Source organism: Micromonospora echinofusca (assembly GCF_017614955.1).
Taxonomy (GTDB): domain Bacteria; phylum Actinomycetota; class Actinomycetes; order Mycobacteriales; family Micromonosporaceae; genus Micromonospora; species Micromonospora echinofusca_A.
The window spans coordinates 1-5,121 of sequence record NZ_WVUH01000433.1; the positions used below are offsets into that span (position 1 = coordinate 1).

The window sequence follows — 5,121 nt, forward strand, 5'->3', positions numbered from 1 at the left end:
CTCCTGACCCCTCCGGGCGTCCCGGTCAGGAGGTGGCACCCCAGCGGGCCTGTTCCAGCAGCTCCACCGCCCGGTCCCGGGCGTCCGGGTCGGCGGAGCGCAGCAGCGCGGTGGCCTCGTCCACCGCGTCGGTCAGCGACCGCCACTGGGCCTCGCGCTCCCGCACCGCCTCCGACTGGGCGGCGAGCTGGCGGGTCTTGACCCACAGGTCGACGAAGACGCTGACCTTGGCGCGCAGCACCCACGGGTCGAACGGCTTGGTGAGGTAGTCGACCGCGCCGACCGAGTAGCCGCGGAGTGCGAGTTGGGCGTCCCGGTCGGCGGCGGTGAGGAAGATGATCGGTACGTGCCGGGTCCGCTCCCGCCGCTTGATGTGACTGGCGGTCTCGAAGCCGTCCATGTCCGGCATCTGCGCGTCGAGCAGGATCACCGCGAAGTCGTCCACCAGCAGTTGCTTGAGCGCGGCCTCGCCGCTCTCCACCGCCACCGACTGGACCCGCAGCCCCTGGAGGATCGCCTCCAGCGCCATCAGGTTCTCCCGCCGGTCGTCGACCAGCAGGGCCTTCGCCATCTGCGTCACTGCTTCTCCCCACGTCCGCCGCTGATCCAGGACGCCATCAGCTCGATCAGCTCGTCCAGGTCGACCGGCTTGGTGATGTAGTCGCTGGCCCCCGCCGTGAGGGCCGACTCCCGGTCTCCCGGCATCGCCTTCGCGGTGAGGAAGACGATCGGCAGATCAGCGAACCGGTGATTGCGCCGGATCGATCGGGTCGTCTCATATCCGTCCTGATCCGGCATCATGGCGTCCATCAACACGATATCGACCTCGGGGTGCTCGGCGAGCAGCCGCACCCCGTCCACCCCGTTGTCGGAGTAGAGCACCGTCATCCCGTGCAGCTCCAGGGCGCTGGTGAGGGCGAAGACGTTGCGCACGTCGTCGTCGACGATCAGCACGGTGGCGCCGTCGAGCTGCCGGGTGGCCGGCGTGCTGGCCGGCTCGGGCAGTTCGGGCAGCTCCGGGGGCGGCAGCAGCAGCGAGGACGGCAGTCCGGCCCGGGACGGCTGCGGCGGCAGCGGCGCCACCACCGCGTCCGGGGCCAGCACATCGGGTACGAACAGGGTGAACGTCGAGCCCTGCCCGGGTGCCGAGGTGACGGTGATCGCCCCGCCGATCAGCCGGGCCAGGTCCCGGCTGATGGAGAGGCCCAGCCCGGTCCCGCCGTACCGCCGGCTGGTCGTCCCGTCCGCCTGCTGGAACGCCTCGAAGATGATGGACAGCTTGTCGTCGGAGATGCCGATGCCGGTGTCGACGACGGTGAACGCCACCACCTGCCGGGCCGCCGCCAGGGCCGGTACCTCGAACACGGTGTTCTCCGGGGCGGGTGCGATGCGCAGGGTGACCGCCCCGTTGTCGGTGAACTTGACCGCGTTGGAGAGCAGGTTGCGCAGGATCTGCTGCAACCGCTGCGCGTCGGTGACCAGGGTGGGCGGGAGGTCCTGGGAGACCCGGACCTGGAAGTCCAGCCCCTTCTCCTCGGCCTGCGGCGCGAACGCCTGCTCCACGTAGCTGCGGATCTCGGAGAACCGGACCTCGGTGGGTTCGACGTCCATCCGACCGGCCTCGATCTTCGACAGGTCGAGGATGTCGTCGATCAGGGAGAGCAGGTCGGAACCGGCACTGTGGATGGTCCGGGCGAACTCGATCTGCTTGGGGCTGAGGTTCTCCTCGGTGTTGTCGGCGAGCAGCCGGGCGAGCAGCAGCAGCGAGTTCAGCGGGGTTCGCAGCTCGTGGCTCATGTTGGCCAGGAACTCCGACTTGTACGCCGAGGCCCGGGTGAGCTGCTGGGCCTTCTCCTCCAGACCGATCCGGGCCAGCTCGATCTCCCGGTTCTTGGTCTCGATGTTGCCCTTCTGCTCGGAGAGCAGTTGGGCCTTGTCCTCCAGTTCGGCGTTGGTGCGCTGCAACTCGGCGGACTGTTCCTGAAGTTCGTGGGCGAGCCGCTGGGACTGGGCGAGCAGTTCCTCGGTACGCCGGTTGGCCTGGATGGTGTTGACGGCGATGCCGATGGTCAGCACCAGTCGTTCCAGGAAGGACAGGTGCAGCTCGGAGAAGGCGTCGATGCTGGCGAACTCGATGACCCCGAGCAGTTCGCCCTCGAAGAGGACCGGCAGCACGACGTGGTCCCGGGGGGTCATGTCGAGCAGTCCGGAGCGGAGGGTCAGTACGCCGGCCGAACCGCCGCCGACCCGGATGGTGCGGCGGGACAGGGCGGTCTGCCCGACCAGTCCCTCACCGGGACCGAACGTGACGTCCTGTCCCTTGGCGACGTAGCCGTACGACGCGGTGAGCTTGAGCCGCATCACCCCCTCGTCGTTCTCGGCCAGGAAGAACGCGCCGAGCTGGGCGTCGACGAGCGGGGTCACCTCCATCATGATCATGCGGCAGACCTCGCCGAGGTCGCGCTGCCCCTGGAGCAGGCCACCGATGCGGGCCAGGTTGGAGTCGAGCCAGCCCTGCTCGGCGTTCTTCTTGGTGGTCTCGCGGAGCGTGACGATCATCTGGTTGATGTTGTCCTTCAGCTCCGCGACCTCGCCCTGCGCCTTGACCGCGATCCGCTGGGTCAGGTCGCCCCGGGTGACCGAGGTGGAGACCCGGGCGATGGCCCGGAGCTGGGTGGTGAGGGTCGAGGCGAGCTGGTTGACGTTCTCGGTGAGGTCCCGCCAGGTGCCGGAGACGCCCTTGACCTGGGCCTGACCGCCGAGCTTCCCCTCGAAGCCCACCTCGCGGGCCACCCGGGTCACCTCGTCGGCGAACGACGACAGCTGGTCGACCATGGTGTTCACCGTGTTCTTCAGCTCCAGGATCTCGCCCTGGGCGTCGACGGTGATCTTCTGCGACAGGTCACCCTTCGCCACGGCCGTGGTGACCGACGCGATGTTCCGCACCTGGGACGTCAGGTTCGACGCCATCGAGTTCACGTTGTCCGTCAGGTCCCGCCAGGTACCCGAGACACCCTTCACCTCGGCCTGACCGCCGAGCTTGCCCTCGGTACCCACCTCGCGGGCCACCCGGGTCACCTCGTCCGCGAACGACGACAGCTGGTCCACCATCGTGTTCACCGTCGACTTCAACTCCAGGATCTCGCCCTGGGCGTCCACCGTGATCTTCTGCGACAGGTCACCCTTCGCCACGGCGGTGGAGACCTGCGCGATGTTGCGCACCTGGGCGGTCAGGTTCGACGCCATCGAGTTCACGTTGTCGGTGAGGTCCCGCCAGGTGCCGGCGACCCCGCGTACCTGGGCCTGACCGCCGAGCTTCCCCTCGGTACCCACCTCCCGCGCCACCCGGGTCACCTCGTCCGCGAACGACGACAGCTGGTCCACCATCGTGTTCACCGTCGACTTCAACTCCAGGATCTCGCCCCGGGCATCCACCGTGATCTTCTGCGACAGGTCACCCTTCGCCACCGCCGTGGTGACCGACGCGATGTTCCGCACCTGGGACGTCAGGTTCGACGCCATCGAGTTCACGTTGTCCGTCAGGTCCCGCCAGGTACCCGAGACACCCTTCACCTCGGCCTGACCGCCGAGCTTCCCCTCGGTACCCACCTCCCGGGCCACCCGGGTCACCTCGTCCGCGAACGACGACAGCTGGTCCACCATCGTGTTCACCGTGTTCTTCAGCTCCAGGATCTCGCCCCGGGCGTCGACGGTGATCTTCTGCGACAGGTCGCCCTTGGCGACGGCGGTGGAGACCTGCGAGATGTTGCGCACCTGGGAGGTCAGGTTGCCGGCGAGCTGGTTGACGTTCTCCGTGAGGTCCCGCCAGGTACCGGAGACCCCGCGCACCTGGGCCTGACCACCGAGCTTCCCCTCGATGCCCACCTCCCGGGCCACCCGGGTCACCTCGTCCGCGAACGACGACAGCTGGTCCACCATCGTGTTCACCGTGTCCTTCAGCTCCAGGATCTCCCCCTGGGCCGCGACGGTGATCTTCTGCGACAGGTCGCCCCGGGCGACCGCGGTGGAGACCTGCGCGATGTTGCGCACCTGGGCGGTCAGGTTCGACGCCATCGAGTTGACGCTGTCGGTGAGGTCCTTCCAGGTGCCCGCGACGTTCGGCACCTCGGCCTGACCGCCGAGCTTGCCCTCGGTACCCACCTCCCGGGCCACCCGGGTCACCTGTTCGGCGAAGAGCCGCAGCGTGTCGGTGAGCGCGTTGATGGTGTGCGCCAGCTCGGCCACCTCGCCCTTGGCGGAGACCGTGATCTTCTGCGACAGGTCGCCCTTGGCCACCGCCGTGGCCACCTGCGAGATGGACCGCACCTGGTAGGTCAGGTTGGACGCCATGGTGTTGACCGAGTCGGTCAGGTCCTTCCAGGTGCCGGCGACGCCCCGCACGTCCGCCTGGCCACCGAGCTTCCCCTCGGTACCCACCTCCCGGGCCACCCGGGTCACCTCGTTGGAGAACGACGAGAGCTGGTCGACCATGGTGTTGACGGTCCGGCCGATGCGCAGGTACTCACCGCGCAGCGGGCGCCCGTCGATCTCCAGCGCCATGTGCTGGGACAGGTCGCCGTCGGCGACCGCCACGATCACCCGGGCGATCTCGGTGGTCGGGCGACCGAGGTCGTCGATCAGCGAGTTGATCGCCCGCTGCCCCTCGGCCCAGGAGCCGTCCAGTCCCTCCTCGTCCAGCCGCTCGGTGAGCCGGCCGTCCCGGCCGACGATCCGGCTGATCCGGCGTACGTCGAGATGCTGCCGTTCCTGCAACGAGACCACCTCGTTGAAGGCGTCGGCCACCTCGCCGGCCATTCCCGCGCGGCGCGGTAGCCGTACCTTCAGATCGCCCCGGCGGACCCGGCGCAGCGCCTCGGCGAGCTCACCGAGGAGGGCCGATTCTTCCGGCGTGTCCGCCATCGACGTGTTTCTCGTCGTGGTCATTCTTCCTCGCTCAGCTCGGGGGAGGTCGGGCCGCATCGAAGATGCCGTTTCCATCATTGTGCCCCTGCCGGCCTCCGGGGCAGGTCGCGGCGGTCAGGAGGAGCCCGACCGGCACCCGGTCGGGTGGCCCGGCGGACACCCGGACCGTTTCCGGCACGGCGGACGGCGCTCCCGCCC

2 protein-coding genes are annotated in these 5,121 nt (G+C 68.9%); both read right to left on the reverse strand.

What is annotated here, in order from left to right; genetic code table 11:
• Nucleotides 1-25: 25 nt before the first annotated feature.
• Nucleotides 26-580 (reverse strand): response regulator, encoded by a 555-nt coding sequence (locus GSF22_RS30290; protein WP_208817331.1) that lies wholly within the window; start codon nucleotides 578-580, stop codon nucleotides 26-28.
• Nucleotides 577-4,944 (reverse strand): HAMP domain-containing protein, encoded by a 4,368-nt coding sequence (locus GSF22_RS30295; RefSeq protein WP_208817332.1) that lies wholly within the window; start codon nucleotides 4,942-4,944, stop codon nucleotides 577-579. The genes GSF22_RS30290 and GSF22_RS30295 overlap by 4 nt, the downstream gene beginning before the upstream one ends.
• Nucleotides 4,945-5,121: the final 177 nt, after the last annotated feature.

Excerpts from the sequence above, each read along its gene's own strand:
- GSF22_RS30295 (WP_208817332.1), bottom strand. The coding sequence starts at position 4,944 with ATGACCACGACGAGAAACACGTCGATGGCGGACACGCCGGAAGAATCG.